Raw genomic sequence first — 19,702 nt, 5'->3', positions numbered from 1 at the left:
CGGACGAGCGCGTACGTCGATGAACGAGACGGAAACTGAGATGCAGCGACGTCGAGATGGACCAGGGCGGCCGGACGCCCCCTTGCGCGCGGCCAGGAGGAAGACAAGGCCGAACACCGAAGGGTCCGCGCCCGCAGTCACCCTTCTGCAACACCCTTGAGCGGGGCAGGTGCTCATTCGCATAGGTACAGGTACTCATGGGCTGTGTGTTGCTGGTGCGATGTAGTGTTCTTGGCTGGTGTGATCCACAGGGGTGAACGGGGGCTACGCGTGGCGTGGGACGAGTGGGAACAGATCAAAGCCGATGTGACCGGACGGCAGTCCGCAGCGATGCAGCTCAACCACGTTCCGGTTGAGCCCAGTTCCGGGCCCAGCGCCGTGACGGGCGGCCTGAAGTCCAGCAAGAAGGCGTGGGCCACGGCCGGCGAAGGGGTGGGCTCTCTTCGCCAGAGCATCGGCACCGGGCTGACCAAACTGGAGAACGGCCAGGCAGGGCTCGGCGCAACCACGGGTTGTCTGAGCGCGGCCGCGCAGAAAGACGTGTACGACTCCTGGAAGAAGTACGCCGAAAGCGTCAGCGAGCGGTGCGGCTCACTCCAGAGCATCCTGGAGCAGGTGGGCCGCGACCTGTTGACGTCCGATGAGGCGGTCAAGGGCGAGATGGGCAAGCTGAACCTCAAGTACGCGGACACGGACGCCATCGGCGGCCAGGCGAAGGGCCGGTGACGGGCGGGATGGACTACGCCACCCTCAACGCCTTCAAGCCCTCCGAGTACGAGGACGCCGCCGACGGATACCGCTCCATGGGCAACGTGGCCCAGGCAGCCAAGGATCGCGTCGAGAACACCGTGGCCGCAGGCATGCGCAAGACGTTGCAGGGTGAGGCAGCGGAGGCGGCACAGAAGCAGCTTCAAGCCCTGGCGAAGAACTTCCACTACATCCAGACCGAATGCGGCGTGATCAGCACAGCCCTCAACGGGTTCGCCTACGACATGACGGCCGCCAAGCGGAATCTGGACACGGCGATCGGGGACGCCCAGGGCTGCACGGTGAACGAGGACGGCTCGGTCACATATCCAGCGGGTAAGAAGCCAGGCGACGAGAAGGTCGCTGATGGCGGCACGGTGACGGGGAGTGCCGGAGGCAGCCCCACTTCCGATGCCCTGGAGCGCCAGGCGGCGAACATCCACCCGAACCCGAACTACGGCAAGGCGATGGGGTACGCGAACCGGATCGCCGACGCGCTCAAGGAAGCCACGGACGCGGACACGAAGTGGGCGCCGAAACTACGGGCCCTCAAGGCCGATGACGACCTGACAGTGTCCGCCCGGGACTGGACGGACGTCACGTCGGACACGGAGGGCGTGCGCGACGCGGCCGATGCCTACCTCGACACGATCAAGCCACCGCCCAAGAACGACTGGCCCCAGGACAACGCCAACTGGTGGAACGGCCTCTCCCAGGAGCAGCGCGACGCCTACGTCTCCATGCACCCCGCGAGCATCGGAGCGCTCGACGGCCTTCCCTCCGCCGTACGCGACGACGCGAACCGGATGGTGCTCGCCGAGGCCCGAGGTGCCGCGCAGGTCGAATACGACACGTGGCTCAAGAAGCATCCTGAGCCCACGCGGTACACGGACTACATCAACCCCATGACCGGCACCATCATGAAGGGCGTCAAGGTCGACAGCGTGGCGTGGAAGGAATGGAACGAGAAGAAGAAGCAGCAGGAGAACGGCTACAAGGGCATGGACGACATACAGAAACGTTTCGACAGCTACACGAGCGAGAGTAATCGCCCCTATCTGCTCGGATTCGACGGCAACAACATGGGCCGCGCCATCGTCTCCATCGGAAATCCGGACACCGCCGACAACGTGGTGACGTACGTGCCCGGGACGTTCGCCAAGCTGGAGTCCATCGACGGAGACATCGGCAGGGCTGCGGCACTCCAGTTGAAGGCGGAACGCCAGGATCCCGTCCACTCGACGGCATCGATCGTGTGGCTCGGTTACGACGCCCCGCAGGCCATCGCGACCGATGCGACGGAGACCAAGTGGGCCGACAACGCCAAGGAGCCGCTCGGCAACTTCATCCAGGGGATCGAGGAAGCCAATCACCGCGACAGCGGTGTGAACCAGACGCTCATGGGTCACAGCTACGGGTCCCTGGTGGTGGGCGAGACGATGAGCATGCACATAGACCTGCCGGTCGACAACGCGATCATGGTGGGCAGTCCGGGCGTGGGCGTGGACCACGCGAAGGACCTGAACATCCCGCCGGACCATGTCTTCGCGGCCACGGCCCAGAACGACCTCATCAACGCCGCCCCGCCCCCGGCGGGCCCCCTGGCCCCCCTCAATCCGAAGGCGTACATGGAGTTTTTCGACGACCACTCGATCGTCCACGGAACCGACCCGACTTCCGACGACTTCGGCGGCCAGGTCTTCGACGTCCCCGCCGGAAAGCTGCCGGGCACGGACTGGGAGATGATGCCCGCGCACTCCCAGTACTGGGACGAAAAGCCCCTCGTCAGCCTGGCAAGGATCGTTACCGGAGGACGTCCGTGAACCTGCGCAGAATAGTCCCGGCTGCCGCACTGCTCGCCATGACGACCATGGTGACCGGGTGCGGGGCGCAGCAGGACGGACAGGAAACCGGCGGAAGAGCACCGAAGCAGGTCACGATGAACGAGCAGCAGGCGATCGACCGGGCCGAGGAAATCATCCACCAGGCGGTGGACGGTATGTCCCCCAAGCCGACACTGGAGCGCATCGGGTCCCTGCCCGTCGGCCCCTGCATCGCCAGGGACGACCACGGCCCTGACGACCGCGTGCAGGTCACCGTCGCCTACAAGTTGACCGGTGTTCCGGGGTCCGAGGCCCAGAACCTCGTGCGGCAGGCGCGGGATGCCTGGCTGAAGCAGGGCTACAAGTACAACTCGTCGGGCGAGGCCGACTGGTCCGGCCCCTTTCCGGCGGTCTACATGCGCACGGAGCCCGACGACTTCTGGATGGACGCCATGACCGGCGTCGTAGATCGCGCCAAGGGCGAGGGCCTCGCCTCTCTCGGCGTGACATCGCCCTGCTTCCTCCCGCCCGAGAAGGCCTCGGCGTCGACCGCGGCCGACCCCGCCGCACTTGAGGACCCGCAGGCCGACGATCCCACTCGGCAGCGCGCCCTCGGCCACTCCAGCCGGATCTACGACGCCCTGCGGGTCGGATCGGCGCCCACGCAGCCCGGGGAAGGCCTCAGCACGGTCCGGGACGAGTCCGGGACCTCGGTCCACCACACCTGGTCGACCGAGCCGCTGCCGGAGGACGAGAGGGTACGGGCACTGGCACGCGCGCAGGCGTACTTCCAGAGCGCGGGATGGAACGTACGCCACATGCCGACGCTCGAGGGCATCCCGGCCGTCGTCGCCCGCCACCCCGAAGAGGGCACGATCGCACAGGTCGCGGCCTCGACCACCGGCGCGGTGCGCGTCGCGGTCACGACGCCCGTCAACGGACCGGCGTCCGCAGACGTATGACAGCGGGCCTCACGTGCGGCTGGCGAGAGGTCCGGGCGCGATCCTGAAGGTCACTGATCGGAAGTCGCCTCCGGCTCCTACGCTCTTTGCCCGGCAGTGCCGGGGGCGCCCACTCCCCTCGATAGTGAGTGTCCATTGGCGAGTCCTTCGGTTCCACGTCCAACGAGAGAGGTCGGCTTCGCCGACAGGCTGCAACACCAAAGGGTGTTGCAGCCGTCTGTGACCGGACAGCCCGGACAGCTGCACTTGGAGCTGCCCGGTTCATTTCCGCAGGTCACAGGCTTAACCGGACAGTCGGACAGCTGGGACACTCACGGGCGTTGTGTGCACGCGGCTCCGGAGGGCATGATCGGCTAGAGCGGCGCTATGCCTGTGACCTCCACGAATGCCGTTCCAAGATCACGAAGGTCGGAGTTTCACTCGCCACTCACTCGGAGGGCAGTCCCGAGTCAAGGACCGGACTGCACGGGTTGCCACAGAAATGGGAACGCGGAGGTGCTTTCGGCACCTGCGACCGTCGGGCTTGAGTGGCGGGTCCCTCGCCGTGCCCCGTGGGGGCGCGGCGACGAGCCGCAGCCCACGGTCACCAAGGTGCGGCGCTATCAGGTTGAACTTGCTGACGGTTGGGAGACTGGAACGGACGGATCTCTTACCTTCCACAGTTGCCTGCCCTAGTTGCCTGCCCTAAAGCGTGCGACGGAAAAACGAACGCTCGCGCCAGCTAGCGCTGTCTGGATGGCCTTTCAGGCACCGGCGTGCAGATACGCAGCCCACAGGGAAGGGACGGCAGGAAGCCTGGAGCGGGTGGCGCGGATCGTGCGGTGGAGTGCGTGAGCAGACCTGCTGTCGTCGATACCACCGGCGTCAGCCCACAACAGGCTGTAGAAGGTGTCGGCGATCCCGACGGCACGCCGGTCGTCGATCTCCCAAAGCGTGCCGATGACGTGACAGAAGCCGGCTAGCTGAAAGGCCGTAGTGAGGTGAATGGCCTCATCGGCCAAGGTCAACGCACCACTGAAGGCCGTGCGACAGGCCGACAGGTAAGCCAGACGGGCGCGGGTGAGCGCAATCGGGGCAAGGCTTGCGACCGTCAATGGGTTCGTCTGGTGGTCATGCAAGAGCAGATGGCTGTGGGACGGGTCTACAGGATCGACGGTGCCGTGACAGGCAAAGTGTGCGATGGCGTGCTCTGGCAGGTGGGCCAAGACCTCGGCCTTGGTCGGTTCGGGCACAAGAGTGTATTGCGGTAGCCGTGCCCGAAGCGCGGTCACCTCGTCCGAAACATGCCGCAGCGGGGTCGCGCCGGGCGTGGTGGGCATGGCGACGATAAGCGCCTTGCCACCCGGGCGCGAGGACGAGACGCGTTGCCGCGCATAGCTAAGAGCGCGGACGGTGGGCGTATAGGAAGACACGACTCGATCCATGACCGTACGTCTACTGGCCTTGGCGGCCAGTCCTGTTTGGTGCGGCGACTCACGGTGATAGCCCGCCGCATGCAGGGGGAGCAGGCTGAGCAGCCCGCCGGGAGCCCACCACACCCTCGGCCAGGCATCCGCCTCCGGCTCTTCCGTGAAGTCCAGTTCGTCCAGGACCGGCTCCATAGCAGCGCCCCATAGCCACTCAAGGACCTGGTTCAGCGTGTCCTGAGCACCCTGCCGCTGCGTGGGTGACGCATCTAGGTCATGCGCGATGTGCAGTGCTCGATGGAACGAACTGATATGTCCTGCAACACTATCTACGTCGAGCGCAGGTAGTCGTAGATTCCGAATTCCGTCGGTGGTAACCAGCAGGGCGTCGCTGCGATACCGGCTGACGTTGAACACCACCACGGGGCCCTGATGTGCCTCGTTGATGAGTTCCTCTGGTGGGGGAGGCAGGTGAAAGAATTCGAACCCCTTGCGCAACCGGATTTCCGCTACGGTCGCGGCAAACTGCGTAGCAAGCCTGTGACGGTCATCCGCCGGGATTTTGCTCAACTCTTCTGTGGTGAGAGAAGTCGCGTCGCTCAGATCCCGCAACTGAACGTAGCGTGCCGCGAGATCCGGGTGGAGCTGCCAAAGCTCGGTGAGATCGCTGCGAGTGTGCAGTGCCTGACTGAGAAGAACTGCCCGCCCCTGCTCCAGCAGCCCGAGGGCGCAGGCGGCCCGCTGTTCGTCCGATGTTGTGGGGTCCTGATGCAATAGGGCGAACGCGGCTGCGTCGCTGGCCAGACCGGACAATCCATCCAACGCGTGCTGCTGGTCTCGCCGCTGAAGCTGGCGAGGAGCCACCTCAGGGAGCAGACGCACCGCGGCGCCCAACATCTCCGCGGCATAGTTCGGGCGCGCGGCTGCCGCCAGCGGTGCTGCGGCCTTCGCCGCGCGGATGCGTACGGACGGAGCGCCCGAGACGGTGCCAACGGCTTCTGAGAAGGCGGTCAGGCACTTGTTCAGGTGAGCAGGGTGCTTGGTTCGCTCGAACAGTCCGCGCAGGGCAAGGCCCAGATTGAACGACATACCCGCCCGGTCGGGATGATTGAAGGGGATTACGTGCACGGCCTCCCGACTGACTCTGATTGCCTCCTCCAAGTCCCTCATCTTACCGCTGGTTGCGAACCGGTCCTGTAAGACGGCCCCCAGAGTGGTCAGGTGCAGAGCCCGTTCGTAGGTGTCAGCCGGGCAGCATTGAACTGCGTGGCGCATGAAACTGATCGCGTTGTTCACATCCCCTAGTGACTTGGTGTGGGCGTAGCGGATACGCAGACACAAGCCGACATTGGATATTCGGCCAGGCCGGCGGGCGTGATTGGCGTCAGTGGCCCTTACCGCCGCCCGGCCCAAGCGGATCGCTTCGTCCAGATCCTCAAGCGCCTTGGTGCGGACGAAGCGCGTACGCAAGGAAATACTCAGGTTCGACAGACTACTCGCACGGTCGATACGGCTGACAGCAGTGGCCTTTACATCCTCACGGCCCAGCTGTACTGCTTCGTCTATGTCCTCCAGCGCGCCGGTGCGTTGAAAACGGAGCTGTAGGGCGCCTGCCAGATTGAACACGGCATCGGATCGTCCCGGGCCGGAAGCGGCGGGATCTACCGCCTCGCGGCACAGCCGTATCGCCTCGTCCAGATCCTTAAGAGCCCCGGTCTGAGTAAATCGCAGGCGCAAGGCGATACTCAGGTTGATCAGATAGATAGACTTTCCCTGGCGGTGGGCCGACGCTGTCCGCACCGCCTCGTAGCCTGCCTGTATTGCATTGTCCAGGTCCGCTGTCTCTCCGGACCGCTCGAAGCGTGTCCACAAGGTGGTGGTCAGTTCAGACAGCAGGGCCGGCCGGTCGAGCTCACTGACAGCGGTGGAGTCCAATGCCTTTCGGATCGCTGCAACTGATTCGTTGAGATCCAGCAGCGACGAGGTGCGCTCATACCGTGTCCGTAGAGCGGTGCTTGCATTGCGCAGATGCATGGCCTGGTCTGGGTGATCGGGAGGAGTAATGCGGGCCGCTTCGCATGCCAGCCGTATCGCCTCATCCAGGTCATTCGACGCTCCGGCCAGCTCATACCGGCTCATCAGAGCGTCGCTTAGATTGCCGAGGTACATGCCCCGGAACTCTGCAGGTTCGTCCGAGCAGCTGGTCCGCACCGCTTCCTGTGCAGCCCGAACCGCCTCATCAAGATCCGGTTCCGCATCGTTATGCCGGAACCGCATCAATAGCGCGCGCCCCAGATTTGACAGGTAGAGCGGCGGGGTGGGACCCAGATGGGTGCACTCGATCGCTGAGCGGCAGGCCCGTACCGCCTCCTCGATGTCGGCCAGCACGCCGTACAGCTCGAAACGGGTCCGCAAGGCCAGCCCAAGATTGTTCAGGCGCCCGGCGCGGGTGGCGTCTTTTTCCGGAGTGCCGCGCACAGACTCCTCTCCCGCGCGCACAGCCTCATCCAGATCCTCCAGCATTCCACTGCGCAAGTGTCGGCTTCGCAGGAGCAAGCACAGGTTGTTCATCAACCATCCGCGCATCGGCGTTCCGGCATCAAAGAGCGTGACGGCAACCCGCTTAAGACGAATAGCTTCGTGTAAATCCTCTGCTGAGCGCGTTTGGTTGAATCGGAACTGCAGCGCGCCACTCAGGCTGGCCAGGCGCCCAGCGTGGGCGGGATGGTCAACGGTCGTCGCAGCGGTGATGCGTTGCCACAGGCCTACCACGAATGATTGGAACGCCGGGGCGGTGCGTGTTTCCGCCTGCACAAGCAGGTCGGAGGCTACACCAGCCGAGGCATCAGCGAGCATGGGGATCAGAGGCTCGGGGAGGGGGTCAAGGTCCGTAATGAAGCATGGGGCGAGCATCTCTATTGCTGACGTGAGGGCAGCGCCTCGAGCATTCTGATCATCCGGCAGCGCCGTGACCTGGTACCAGTACAGCCAGCCGAGCGCGAACCGAGCACCAAATTCCCTGGCACTATGACAACCAGTCAAGTTCTGCTCGGTCGGGGGTAGGGCCCCCAGGGCATCATCCAGTCGCTTTGCCTCGTCGATCGCGTCCGGGCAAACGGCCAGCGAGGTGTCCTCCGCAGCTTGGATATCCGCGATGCGGGTCCAAACAGCCTGGATGAGATCCTCGCTTACGATTCCCCCGGTTTCTGCCACGTCAACTCCCGGTACTCGATACGGTCGTTCTCGGCATCAGAGAGTCTGTTGATCCCCGGGAGTCATTCTCCCCGGATCTGTGGCGGCTCACGCGGACGAGGGGGACCAGATGCAGGGTGCGGCGGCAGGCGCTCTACCCAACCCGGACGTCGACCGTATAGCATATGTATGCGAACATCATGCCGTCTTACGGGAATTGCTTGAGAGGACTGGCGACGCTTCGCGCTTGGACCAGATCCTGATGGCGCTCCGCGATGACGAGGCTGCGTGCACATCCGAGTTGCTCGACGAACTTCACGATGCGCTGCAAGAGGTCGGCGACGCCGTTGGCATCCCCGGGAGCAGGCGATCTCTCATTCACCCGACGGGCCTGCCGAGTGAGCGGGGAATCCCCGCCGTACACCACAACGAGATCGTCTTTCTCTGCCCGGGCGATCGCTGCTCCCGTTATTGGTGGCCCCCCGAGGACCCCGATTCAGATACGGACGAGACGGCTCCAAACTGTGCAGTGTCCGGCAGCAGGCTGCGCTGGGAGACCTTCTGACATGGGCGGCCTGTTAGCCGAACTGGGCAAGAAGCTCGCCGAACGTTGGCTGTCCTTGCTTGTCCTGCCAGGCTGTCTGTATCTGGCGACGGTCGTCGTGGCCGATACTCTCGGTCATACCCACCCTTTTGACTCCGGTCGACTCGTCCACCGAACCAACCAGTGGGCCAACTCCCGCCCAGATAGCACAGCATGGCTGGCCATAGTCCTGCTGGCCGTGCTCCTCGCCTCAGCCGCCGCGGGGCTCGCGGCCCAGGCCGCGGGAGCCCTCACCGCTTCGCTCTGGTACGCCGTCGACTGGGCGGCATGGCCGTCACCGCTGAGGCAGTTTGCGTCCGCTCGTGTCACCAGCAGGCAGCAGCGCTGGCAGTCGGCCTCCGACTCATACGATGCACTGCTCGCTGCAGAACGCTCTCGGAGGCGAGTGCGGCGAGGCACGACGAACACGCCCCCGGTCGACCTTCAGGGTGCGCGCCTAAGAGTCACCCGCATCGCAGAGGAGCGCCCCGCCCGCCCCACGTGGGTCGGCGACCGCATCCACGGTGTCGCCGTCCGCCTCCGCCACCGCTACGGGATCGATATGGCAACCGTATGGCCCCCGCTGTGGCTCGCTCTCCCAGACACAGGACGCGTAGAAATCACCGCAGCGCGGGACTCCCTCACCCGTGCCACCACCCTCGCAGGATGGGGCCTGCTCTATCTGGTCGCGGGTGCCCTTTGGTGGCCCGGACTGCTTGTCGCCGCTGCGATTGCTGCGACCGCCTGGCGCCGTACCCGTGCCGCAGCCGACACCTACGCCCTGCTACTGGAAGCCGCCATACGTGTGTACGTCATCGATCTCGTCCGCCAGCTCGGCCTCGCACATGAGGGAAAGTTGGACAAGCGCACCGGATACACACTCACCTGGCATCTCCAAAGCAGGGACAGCCTCATCCGCGCTACTTCGCCTCATCCACCGAACCCTGCTACGTGAGTGGCCCCGTTTGGGAGGGAAAGGCTGGGCGCTTCACCGAGAAGCCGCTCAGCACGACGTTCCCGCATATATCCGTTCGGGCTCGGGCGCACTGGCACCGGCCTGACCACCTACGGCTTCCGCGGCAGGAAGTAGCGCCGGGAGAAAAGTGCCACCATCCATGCGCGCGGGGACGAGCGGGCCGCAAGGACCTTGGAGCGGTAGTGCGGGCGGACGGGCGTCCCATCTCTGCGGCAGCCGCGTACGACGGGCATGCGCTTCAGATCTCCGCGATGCGCGGGCGGGTCCGGGCTAGTGGGTGGCGTTCCGGGCCACTTCGCGCAGCCAAGCGGGGCATGTCGCCGCCGACCTACTGAAAGCCCGTGCGCGGACATGGTTGATCACGGGTTGCCCCCGGTTCTCACTCGCTACTCACTCGCGATCAGTGCGCAACAACGACAAAGAGCCGGACCCAGTGGGACTGGGTCCGGCTCTTGAAGTCTGGCACTTCCGCAGGTCAGCGGGATGATCACGCTGGTCCGGATGAAGTGCCCCCGGCAGGATTCGAACCTGCGCACACGGCTCCGGAGGCCGTTGCTCTATCCCCTGAGCTACGGGGGCGTTCCGCCGCGTTTCGGCGGCGACGGGTAGAACCCTACCAGCTCCCACACGGTCCCCGTGAACAGGTATTTCCACCTTCCCGAGCCGCGCCGCGAGCCACGCCCCGAGCCGCCCCGCGGCCCCCCTAACGTCGCCGGCGCGGGGTGGAAGTGGGCAAAACCCGGACGCAGCCCTGCCCACAGACCTACTCTTGAGTTGTGTCAGGCGCGTCCGGCCGTGTGCTCGTTGTCGACGACAACCGGGTCATCCGGCAGTTGATCAGGGTCAATCTCGAGCTGGAGGGCTTCGAGGTCGTGACCGCGGCCGATGGTGCCGAGTGCCTGGAGGTCGTGCATCGCGTCTGTCCCGATGTCGTCACCCTCGATGTGGTCATGCCCCGTCTCGACGGGCTGCGGACCGCCGCGCGGCTGCGGGATGATCCGCGGACCCGTCATCTGCCGGTCGCGATCATCAGCGCGTGCACGCAGTACGAGGTGGAGAGCGGCCTCGCCGCCGGTGTCGACGCCTTTCTCGCCAAGCCCTTCGAGCCCGCCGAGCTGGTCCGGCTCGTACGGCAGTTGATGCACCGGGAGGGCCCGCCGTCCGTCGACGGCATGCATGGTGCCGGGCGGGCGGAAAGCGCACGGGGCTGACCGCATCGCGAAACCGGTTCGCGAAGGGCCCCCCTCCCTCCCATACGCTTGTCCCGTGACCCCCGCCGAGCTCTCTCGTACCGTGCTGCACGCCGTGTGCCGCGCGGTGGAGGACGGTGTGCTGCAGGCGCCCGTGCCCGAGAGCGTCAGTGTCGAGCGGCCGCGGCCGGGGGGCCGCGGGGACTACGCCACCAATGTCGCGCTGCGGCTCGCCGGGCCGGCCCGGCAGCAACCGCGCGCCATTGCCGAGGAGCTGCGGCGGCGGATCGCCGAAAGCCCCGGGATCGCCCGCATTGAGATCACCGGACCGGGGTTCCTGAACTTCACCCTCGACGCAGGCGTCCAGCAAGCCCTCGTACGGCAGGTGCTGGAGCGGGGTCGGGCGTACGGGCACGGGGACAGCGCCGCCGGTGTCTGCGTACGCTTCCGGCCCGCCGACGAGCTCCGCGCCCGCGTCTGGGCCGAGACCGTCCTGGAGCTCCTGCGCACCCAGGGTGCCGACGTCACACAGGGCGACCCCGAAGCCCTGCATGTCGTGCCCGCCCCCGCTCAGGACCTTCTCGAGCGGCTCGGTCCCGATGCCGCCCGTTGGGCTCTGCTCTCGGGTGCCGTACACGACCGGCCGCAGGCGGGTCCCGACCTCCTCGTGCAGCACGAGCGCAATCCGCTCTTCCGGGTCCGGTACGCCCACTCCCGTACGAGGGCCCTCACCCGCAATGCCGAAGAGCTCGGGTTCGCCGGCGACCCGCAGCAGCACGTCGACGCCCCCGCCCTCACCACCGCCATCGGCGACCACCCCGCCGTCCTCGCCTCCGCCGCACGCCTCCGCGCGCCCGATCGGCTCGCCCGGCATCTTCAGAGCACCGCCGACGCCTTTCTCGCCTTCCAGCACAACGTCCTGCCGTTCGGCGACGAGAAACCCATGGCCGCCCACCGTTCCCGGCTCGCGCTCGCCGAAGCCGCCGGGACGGTGCTTGCCGGTGGCCTGTCCCTGCTCGGCATCAGCGCCCCTGACTACCTGTGAGAGAAGAATGAGCCGTTCCGCACACCCCGCCGGGCCCCGCCACGCAGACGTCCTGCCCGAAGGCCATTACACCGCCCCGCCCACTGACCTCAATGTCCTCGACGAGAAGGTCTGGGCCCGCACGGTCGGCCGGAACGACGACGGCGTCGTCACCGTCGGCGGCATCGAAGTGACGCGGCTCGCCGAGGAGTTCGGCACCCCCGCGTACTTCCTCGACGAGGCCGACTTCCGCGCCCGCTGCCGCGCCTGGGCCGACGCCTTCGGCAAGGACGCCGATGTCTTCTACGCGGGGAAGGCCTTCCTGTCACGGGCCGTCGTGCGGTGGCTCAAGGAGGAGGGGCTCAACCTCGACGTGTGTTCCGGGGGCGAGCTCACCACCGCTCTCGACGCCGGCATGCCCGCCGACCGCATCGCCTTCCACGGCAACAACAAGTCCCAGGAAGAGATCGAGCGAGCCGTCGAGGCCGGCGTCGGGCGCATCGTCGTCGACTCCTTCCAGGAGATCGTCCGCGTCGCCCACACCGCCCAGCGGCTCGGTACGCGCCAGCGCGTGCAGATCCGGGTGACCGTGGGAGTGGAAGCGCACACCCACGAATTCATCGCCACCGCGCACGAGGACCAGAAGTTCGGCATCCCGCTCGCGGGCGGTCAGGCCGCCGAGGCCGTACGCCGTGCGCTCAGGCTCGACGGCATCGAGCTCATCGGCATCCACTCCCACATCGGCTCGCAGATCTTCGACACCTCCGGCTTCGAGGTGGCCGCCCACCGCGTCGTCCGCCTCCTCGCCGAGATCCGCGACGAGCACGGCATCGAACTGCCCGAGATCGACCTCGGCGGCGGTCTCGGTATCGCGTACACCTCCGACGACGACCCGCGCGAGCCGCACGACATCGCCAAGGCGCTGGGCGAGATCGTCACTCGTGAGTGTGAGGCCGCCAGGCTGCGTACGCCCCGGATCTCCGTCGAGCCGGGCCGCGCGATCGTCGGGCCCACCGCCTTCACCCTGTACGAGGTCGGCACCATCAAGCCGCTCGAGGGCCTGCGTACCTACGTCAGTGTCGACGGCGGCATGTCCGACAACATCCGCACCGCGCTGTACGACGCCGAGTACAGCGTCGCCCTGGTGTCGCGGACGTCGACCGCCGGGCCGATGCTCGCCCGTGTGGTCGGCAAGCACTGCGAGAGCGGCGACATCGTGGTCAAGGACGCGTTCCTGCCCGCCGACCTCGCGCCGGGCGATCTGATCGCCGTGCCCGCGACCGGTGCGTACTGCCGCTCCATGGCCAGCAACTACAACCACGCTCTGCGCCCGCCCGTCGTCGCCGTCAAGGACGGCGAGGCGCGGGTGATCGTCCGGCGTGAGACGGAGGAAGATCTCCTGCGTCTTGACGTCGGATAGTTGAGATAGATGTCTCGCATGCCGGACGGAGGATAGAAACTTCCGTCCGGTGAGTGAGACTGGTCCACACCGTAGAAGTAATGAGAAGCGAGGTCGGATGATGCGTACGCGTCCGCTGAAGGTGGCGCTGCTGGGCTGTGGAGTGGTCGGCTCCGAGGTGGCGCGCATCATGACGACGCACGCCGAAGACCTCGCGGCCCGTATCGGCGCGCCCGTCGAGCTCGCAGGTGTCGCCGTCCGCCGCCCCTCCAAGGTGCGGGAAGGCATCGACCCGGGCCTCATCACCACGGATGCGACCGCCCTCGTCAAACGCGGCGACATCGACGTCGTCATCGAGGTCATCGGCGGCATCGAGCCCGCCCGCACGCTCATCACCACCGCCTTCGAGCACGGCGCTTCCGTCGTCTCCGCCAACAAGGCGCTGCTCGCCGAGGACGGCGCGACGCTCTACGCCGCCGCCGAGGAGCACGGCAAGGACCTCTACTTCGAGGCCGCGGTCGCCGGTGCGATTCCGCTGATCAGGCCGCTGCGCGAGTCCCTGGCCGGCGACAAGGTCAACCGGGTGCTCGGAATCGTCAACGGCACGACGAACTTCATCCTCGACAAGATGGACAGCTCCGGGGCCGGGTACTCCGAGGCCCTGGACGAGGCCACCGCCCTCGGATACGCGGAAGCCGACCCGACCGCCGACGTCGAGGGCTTCGACGCCGCCGCCAAGGCCGCCATCCTCGCCGGGATCGCCTTCCACACCCGCGTACGCCTCGACGACGTCTACCGCGAGGGCCTGACCGACGTCAGCGCCGCCGACATCGCCTCCGCCAAGCGCATGGGCTGCACCGTCAAGCTCCTCGCCATCTGCGAGCGCGCGGCCGACGGGCAGTCCGTCACGGCCCGCGTGCACCCCGCGATGATCCCGCTCAGCCACCCGCTCGCCTCCGTCCGCGAGGCGTACAACGCCGTCTTCGTCGAGGCCGAGGCCGCCGGGCAGCTGATGTTCTACGGTCCCGGCGCGGGCGGCTCGCCCACCGCGTCGGCGGTACTCGGCGATCTCGTCGCCGTATGCCGCAACAGGCTCGCCGAGTCCACCGGACCGGGCGAGTCCGCGTACACCCAGCTGCCCGTGAGTCCCATGGGTGACGTGGTGACGCGGTACCACATCAGTCTCGACGTGGCCGACAAGCCGGGCGTGCTCGCCCAGGTCGCGACGGTCTTCGCCGAGCACGGCGTGTCCATCGACACGGTCCGTCAGCAAGGTCGACAGGACGGAAACGGCGAGGCCTCCCTCGTCGTCGTCACCCACCGCGCGCCCGACGCCGCCCTTTCCGGGACCGTCGAGGCACTGCGCAAGCTCGACACCGTGCGCGGTGTCGCCAGCATCATGCGTGTTGAAGGGGAGTAAGGGACCCATGACGACCAACGGCACCCACCAGTGGCGCGGCATCATCGAGGAGTACCGGGACCGACTCCCGGTGACGGACACGACGCCGGTCGTCACGCTCGGCGAGGGTGGTACGCCGCTCGTCCCGGCGAATGTCCTCTCCGAGCGCACGGGCTGCGAGGTGCACCTCAAGGTCGAGGGCGCCAACCCCACCGGGTCCTTCAAGGACCGCGGCATGACCATGGCCATCACCAAGGCCAAGGAGGAGGGCGCGCAGGCCGTCATCTGCGCCTCCACCGGCAACACGTCCGCGTCGGCCGCCGCCTATGCCGTACGGGCGGGAATGGTCTGTGCGGTCCTGGTGCCGCAGGGCAAGATCGCGCTGGGCAAGATGGGCCAGGCGCTGGTGTACGGCTCGCGCATCCTCCAGGTCGACGGAAACTTCGACGACTGCCTGAAGCTCGCCCGGGCTCTGTCCGACAACTACCCTGTGGCGCTGGTCAATTCGGTCAATCCGTTCCGTATCGAGGGCCAGAAGACCGCCTCGTTCGAAATCGTCGACGCGCTCGGTGACGCCCCCGACATTCACGTGCTGCCCGTCGGCAACGCCGGCAACATCACGGCGTACTGGAAGGGGTACAAGGAGTACGCCGCGGACAGGATGTCCACGCACACTCCCCGAATGTGGGGCTTCCAGGCCTCCGGCTCGGCCCCGATCGTGCGCGGCGAAGTGGTCAAGGACCCCTCGACGATCGCCACAGCGATCCGGATCGGCAACCCCGCCTCGTGGCAGCAGGCGCTCGCCGCGCGCGACGAGTCGGGCGGTTTCATCGACGAGGTGACGGACCGTGAGATCCTGCGCGCCTACCGGCTGTTGGCCTCGCAGGAGGGCGTCTTCGTCGAGCCCGCGTCCGCCGCGTCCGTCGCAGGTCTGCTCAAGGCGGCCGAGCACGGCAAGGTCGACCCGGGCCAGAAAATCGTCTGCACCGTCACCGGCAATGGCCTCAAGGACCCGGACTGGGCCGTCGCCGGAGCGCCCCAGCCGGTCACCGTGCCGGTCGACGCGGCCGCGGCCGCCGAGCGGCTCGGTCTGGCGTAAACCCGCACTCCGACGGGATGGCGTAAACCCGCCGTCTCCCAAGCGCCCGGAAGCCCGGTAAGCAAGGCAAGCCGGACATCGGCGTACGTAGAGGCACAGGAGGCTTGCGACACGCATCGTGCGCCTCCTGTGCGCCCTATGTCGCCACTGAACCTTCCTTCGATACGCTGTACCGAACCCGCCCCGCCGCATATGCCGCGGTGTTGTTGCCATTGAGGCCCACGGGTGTTCGTACCTCTTGTTCGCAGATCTCGAAAAAATCTCGTAGCCAGAACCAAGGAGTGTCATCGAGCGATGGCCGGTCCAGCGTTCCGCGCCGCCGCCGTCCGAGTGCGCGTCCCCGCCACCAGCGCCAATCTCGGCCCGGGCTTCGATGCCCTCGGCCTGTCCCTGGGGCTGTACGACGACGTCGTCGTCCGGGTCGCGGACTCCGGTCTGCACATCGACATCGCGGGCGAAGGCGCATCGACGCTGCCCCGCGATGAGAGTCATCTGCTCGTACGCTCCCTGCGTACGGCCTTCGACCTGCTCGGCGGGCAGCCGCGCGGCCTCGAGGTCGTCTGCGCCAACCGCATCCCGCACGGGCGCGGTCTGGGCTCGTCGTCGGCGGCCATCTGCGCCGGCATCGTCGCCGCCCGCGCGGTGACCATAGGGGGCGACGCCAAGCTCGACGACGCGGCACTGCTCGAGCTCGCCACCGAGATCGAGGGACACCCCGACAATGTCGCCGCGTGTCTGCTCGGCGGATTCACGCTCGCCTGGACCGACGGGGGAGCGGCGCGCGCCATCAGGATGGACCCGTCCGATTCCGTCGTTCCGGTGGTTTTCGTGCCCAGCAAGCCCGTGCTGACCGAGACCGCACGCGGGCTGCTCCCGCGCACCGTCCCCCATGTGGACGCCGCCGCCAACGCGGGTCGGGCCGCCCTGCTGGTGGAGGCGCTGACCAGGCGTCCTGAGCTGCTGCTGCCCGCCACGGAGGACCGGCTCCACCAGGAATACCGGGCCCCGGCGATGCCGCAGAGCGTCGACCTTGTCAACCGACTGCGGGCCGATGGCGTCCCTGCAGTCATTTCCGGCGCGGGCCCCACGGTCCTCGCGCTGACCGATGACGGTGTGGCCGACAAGGTCGCACGGCTGGCGGGCGAGGGGTGGGCGGCCAACCGGCTCACCGTCGACGCCGCGGGAGCGAGTGTTCTGCCGCTCGCCCCGCAGTGACACGAGATTGCCGGTGAGGGAGAGGGGGAATGTTTGTTGGAGCCGGTAGTGTTAACCTCAAGTCTGCACCTGACGTCTTTGTGGCGCGGAGCTTCGTGTCCCCATTCGGGACCAACATTCTTCCGGGAGCCTCCCCAACTGCCTGAGCAGCCTGCCTGAGCAGTTTCGAGCACGCTCCGGAACCGGCACGAAACCCTCGCTTTTCCAGGAGTGGGCCGAGCAGGGGGACCTCGGGCCGGACCTTGCACTGAATCTCTTTCCGCCGTTCCATCCGGCGGGACCACCGCCCCGGCATCGGTTCGCGATACGCAACCGCTGCCGGACAGCACAACCGGTCGCCGAGCCAGAAGGCCGACGTCCGCTCCAGGGAAGGACCCTTCGTGAGCGACACCACCGATCTGATGGGCGTGACTGCCGACAACAACGTCGACACCACCGCGCCCGCCGCAGGTGCTGCCTCTGGCACCACCTCACGGCGCCGCCGCTCCGGCACCGGCCTCGAGGGCATGGTCCTGGCCGAGCTGCAGCAGGTCGCGTCCGGCCTCGGCATCAGGGGCACCGCGCGCATGCGCAAGAGCCAGCTGATCGAGGTCATCAAGGAGGCGCAGGCCGGAGGCTCCGCGCCGAAGAGCGCCGAGGCGGGCACCGGCGAGGCCGAGACCAAGCCGAAGCGCCGCGCCACCTCCAAGGCGCGCACCGGCGATGCCGCCGCCGCTGAGAAGGCCGAGAAGGCCGTCGCCCAGCAGCAGATCGACATTCCGGGCCAGCCGGCCAGCGACGACCAGCCGGCCGGGGAGCGCCGCCGTCGTCGGGCCACCGCGCAGGCGGGCAGCCCGGACACCAAGGCCGAGGCCAAGACCGAGTCGGCTGTCGACGTCAAGGACGTACGGACCGAGGCGGAGCCCGAGGCCAAGGCCGAGGCTGCCACCGCCGCGTCCGCGCAGGACGGTGCCGAGGGCCGCCGCGACCGCCAGGACCGCCAGCGCGGCGAGCGTGGTGAGCGCGGGGGCGAGCGCGGGCGTGACCGTCAGCGCGACCGCCAGCGCGGAAAGGGCGACGAGCAGCAGGGCGGCCAGCGCCAGCAGCGCCAGGGCGGCCAGCAGGGCGGCCAGGGCGCAGGCCCGCGTGCCGATGAGGACGACGACTTCGAGGGCGGCCGGCGCGGACGCCGTGGCCGCTACCGCGACCGCCGTGGCCGTCGTGGCCGCGACGACTTCGCGAGCGAGGTGCCGGTCTCCGAGGACGACGTCCTGATCCCCGTCGCGGGCATCCTGGACATCCTCGACAACTACGCGTTCATTCGTACGTCGGGCTACCTGCCCGGACCGAACGACGTGTACGTCTCGCTCGCCCAGGTCCGCAAGAACGGTCTGCGCAAGGGTGACCACGTCACCGGTGCCGTCCGTCAGCCCAAGGAAGGCGAGCGCCGCGAGAAGTTCAACGCGCTGGTCCGCCTCGACTCCGTCAACGGCATGGCGCCCGAATCCGGCCGCGGCCGCCCGGAGTTCCAGAAGCTGACCCCGCTCTACCCGCAGGACCGGCTGCGCCTGGAGAGCGACCCGGGTGTGCTGACGACCCGGATCATCGACCTCGTCGCGCCGATCGGAAAGGGCCAGCGAGGCCTGATCGTGGCCCCGCCGAAGACCGGCAAGACCATGATCCTGCAGGCGATCGCCAACGCGATCACGGTCAACAGCCCCGAGTGCCACCTGATGGTCGTCCTCGTCGACGAGCGTCCGGAAGAGGTCACCGACATGCAGCGGTCGGTGAAGGGCGAGGTCATCTCCTCGACCTTCGACCGCCCGGCCGAGGACCACACCACCGTCGCCGAGCTGGCCATCGAGCGCGCCAAGCGCCTCGTCGAGCTGGGCCACGACGTGGTCGTCCTGCTGGACTCGATCACCCGCCTGGGCCGTGCGTACAACCTCGCGGCCCCCGCCTCCGGACGCATCCTGTCCGGTGGTGTCGACTCGACCGCGCTCTACCCGCCGAAGCGCTTCTTCGGCGCCGCGCGCAACATCGAGGACGGCGGCTCGCTGACCATCCTGGCCACCGCGCTGGTCGACACCGGCTCGCGCATGGACGAGGTGATCTTCGAGGAGTTCAAGGGCACCGGCAACATGGAGCTCAAGCTCGACCGGAAGCTCTCGGACAAGCGCATCTTCCCGGCGGTGGACGTGGACGCGTCCAGCACCCGTAAGGAAGAGATCCTGCTCGGCAGCGACGAGCTCGCCATCACCTGGAAGCTGCGCCGCGTGCTGCACGCGCTCGACCAGCAGCAGGCGATCGAGCTGCTGCTCGACAAGATGAAGCAGACGAAGTCGAACGCCGAGTTCCTGCTGCAGATCCAGAAGACGACCCCGTCCGCCGGCAACGGCAGCGACTGACGTCGTCCCTCGTTCAACAGACCGCCCCGTCACCCAGGTGACGGGGCGGTCTCGTTTTCTCCAGCGACCCATCAGCCGCTGGTCAACACTCAGTTGACGTGCGTACCATGCGCTGGTTACCGGTGGGGGGGAATCCGCCGCAGCACCGAGAGAGGCCGGGGGGCCTCGGGTCCGGGCTGCCCTGTAGTTCGTTTGCCCCACCACACCCGTTTGTCCTCCGGTGGGGCCGTGTGCGCTCTGCCGGTTCAACCCGAGGGGTTACCGAGTGCAGATACGCACCCGTGGTGGTCGTCACAAGCG

The 19,702-nt window shown here is 67.4% G+C and carries 13 protein-coding genes and 1 tRNA gene; 12 read left to right on the top strand and 2 right to left on the bottom strand.

What is annotated here, in order from left to right; all coding sequences use genetic code 11:
* Positions 1–270: 270 nt before the first annotated feature.
* Genes OG905_RS13735 through OG905_RS13725 form a run of 3 tightly spaced genes read left to right on the top strand, consistent with a single transcriptional unit; the run spans position 271 to position 3,532 of the window.
* Positions 271–726: a hypothetical protein gene (locus OG905_RS13735; protein ID WP_328668250.1), complete on the top strand. Its 456-nt coding sequence runs from the start codon at positions 271–273 to the stop codon at positions 724–726.
* Entirely contained in the window at positions 723–2,570 is a 1,848-nt protein-coding gene (locus OG905_RS13730; protein WP_328668249.1) for an alpha/beta hydrolase, read from the top strand. Before OG905_RS13735 ends, OG905_RS13730 begins: the two co-directional genes overlap by 4 nt.
* Positions 2,567–3,532 (top strand): hypothetical protein, encoded by a 966-nt coding sequence (locus tag OG905_RS13725; RefSeq protein ID WP_328668248.1) that lies wholly within the window; start codon positions 2,567–2,569, stop codon positions 3,530–3,532. Before OG905_RS13730 ends, OG905_RS13725 begins: the two co-directional genes overlap by 4 nt.
* Before the next feature lie 743 nt (positions 3,533–4,275).
* Here OG905_RS13725 and OG905_RS13720 read toward each other — a convergent pair.
* Complete coding sequence (locus OG905_RS13720) at positions 4,276–8,151, bottom strand: CHAT domain-containing protein (protein WP_328668247.1); 3,876 nt, start codon at positions 8,149–8,151, stop codon at positions 4,276–4,278.
* 226 nt (positions 8,152–8,377) lie between these two features.
* Between OG905_RS13720 and OG905_RS13715 the strand changes: the two genes are divergently transcribed.
* Positions 8,378–8,695: a hypothetical protein gene (locus tag OG905_RS13715; protein WP_328668246.1), complete on the top strand. Its 318-nt coding sequence runs from the start codon at positions 8,378–8,380 to the stop codon at positions 8,693–8,695.
* A 1-nt stretch (position 8,696) separates the two neighbouring features.
* The gene (locus OG905_RS13710; protein ID WP_328668245.1) at positions 8,697–9,668 is read left to right on the top strand and encodes a hypothetical protein; all 972 of its coding nucleotides are present in this window, start codon (positions 8,697–8,699) and stop codon (positions 9,666–9,668) included.
* Between the two features lie 528 nt (positions 9,669–10,196).
* Here OG905_RS13710 and OG905_RS13705 read toward each other — a convergent pair.
* Positions 10,197–10,268 (bottom strand) — tRNA-Arg (locus OG905_RS13705).
* A 197-nt stretch (positions 10,269–10,465) separates the two neighbouring features.
* On the opposite strand from OG905_RS13705, the gene OG905_RS13700 reads away from it, so the two are divergent.
* From OG905_RS13700 to rho, 7 genes are all read left to right on the top strand, one after another.
* Positions 10,466–10,900: a response regulator gene (locus OG905_RS13700; protein WP_328668244.1), complete on the top strand. Its 435-nt coding sequence runs from the start codon at positions 10,466–10,468 to the stop codon at positions 10,898–10,900.
* A gap of 55 nt (positions 10,901–10,955) precedes the next feature.
* Complete coding sequence (nrtL, locus tag OG905_RS13695) at positions 10,956–11,924, top strand: ArgS-related anticodon-binding protein NrtL (RefSeq protein ID WP_328668243.1); 969 nt, start codon at positions 10,956–10,958, stop codon at positions 11,922–11,924.
* Positions 11,925–11,931: 7 nt separating this feature from the next.
* Positions 11,932–13,323, top strand: a complete 1,392-nt coding sequence (gene lysA / locus OG905_RS13690; protein WP_328668242.1) for a diaminopimelate decarboxylase — start codon at positions 11,932–11,934, stop codon at positions 13,321–13,323.
* A 97-nt stretch (positions 13,324–13,420) separates the two neighbouring features.
* A complete protein-coding gene (locus OG905_RS13685) occupies positions 13,421–14,722 on the top strand; it encodes a homoserine dehydrogenase (RefSeq protein WP_328668241.1) in 1,302 nt (433 codons plus the stop codon).
* 7 nt (positions 14,723–14,729) lie between these two features.
* Positions 14,730–15,800 (top strand): threonine synthase, encoded by a 1,071-nt coding sequence (gene thrC, locus OG905_RS13680; RefSeq protein WP_328668240.1) that lies wholly within the window; start codon positions 14,730–14,732, stop codon positions 15,798–15,800.
* Between the two features lie 294 nt (positions 15,801–16,094).
* Entirely contained in the window at positions 16,095–17,015 is a 921-nt protein-coding gene (gene thrB / locus OG905_RS13675; protein WP_328668239.1) for a homoserine kinase, read from the top strand.
* A gap of 380 nt (positions 17,016–17,395) precedes the next feature.
* A complete protein-coding gene (gene rho, locus OG905_RS13670; protein ID WP_328668238.1) occupies positions 17,396–19,402 on the top strand; it encodes a transcription termination factor Rho in 2,007 nt (668 codons plus the stop codon).
* Positions 19,403–19,702: the final 300 nt, after the last annotated feature.

This window comes from Streptomyces sp. NBC_00322 (genome assembly GCF_036147535.1).
Taxonomy (GTDB): domain Bacteria; phylum Actinomycetota; class Actinomycetes; order Streptomycetales; family Streptomycetaceae; genus Streptomyces.
The sequence above is the reverse complement of the archived record's forward strand: the minus strand, read 5'-3'. Positions and strand labels throughout refer to the sequence as shown.